Annotated in this window: 1 tRNA gene and 1 rRNA gene; both read right to left on the bottom strand. The window is 41.3% G+C overall.

Annotated features, from left to right (window positions below):
• Positions 1–118: ribosomal RNA gene (locus L5M71_RS23035) — 23S ribosomal RNA — on the bottom strand; the annotation flags it as partial.
• Positions 119–480: 362 nt separating this feature from the next.
• A tRNA-Ala gene (locus L5M71_RS23030) sits at positions 481–556 on the bottom strand.
• Between the last annotated feature and the right edge of the window lie 33 nt (positions 557–589).

Raw genomic sequence — 589 nt, 5'->3', positions numbered from 1 at the left:
TCGGACATCGTTAGCTCAAATGCTTGTTACTAGCTCGCCAACGCTTTTCGCAAGTTACTACGTCCTTCATCGCCTCTGACTGCCAAGGCATCCACCGTATACGCTTAGTCGCTTAACCATACAACCCAAATGAGTTTCACTCATCTGCGTCGCATTGCGACCAGCTTGGTTTTACTTGTCTCACTTCTGACCAAAGAAGTGGACGCGCCTTAGACGTAAACTATTCAATAAAGAATAATTTACTATTGAATATTCAAGACACTTAATAAAGTGTTTGAGAACTCATGTTCAATGCTTTCGCATTAAACGTTTTGTAATTAATCACATGACAGACTCATGTAATTAAATACTATCAGCTTTCCAAATTGTTAAAGAGCGGGCTTAAAAAAGCCAAAGATAATTTTTAAGTTTATCTTTGGCATCTCTATCCATAGTGCATATGCCTTATTACTTTGCAATAAAGTCAGAATAAGGTGTAAATGGTGGAGCTATGCGGGATCGAACCGCAGACCTCCTGCGTGCAAGGCAGGCGCTCTCCCAGCTGAGCTATAGCCCCATTTACATGCAGTGCGAGTAAGTAAGATGTTCC

Source organism: Shewanella sp. SW1 (genome assembly GCF_025653545.1).
Taxonomy (GTDB): Bacteria; Pseudomonadota; Gammaproteobacteria; order Enterobacterales; family Shewanellaceae; genus Shewanella; species Shewanella oncorhynchi.
Note: the sequence above shows the minus strand (reverse complement) of the source record. Positions and strands in the feature narration are given on the sequence as shown.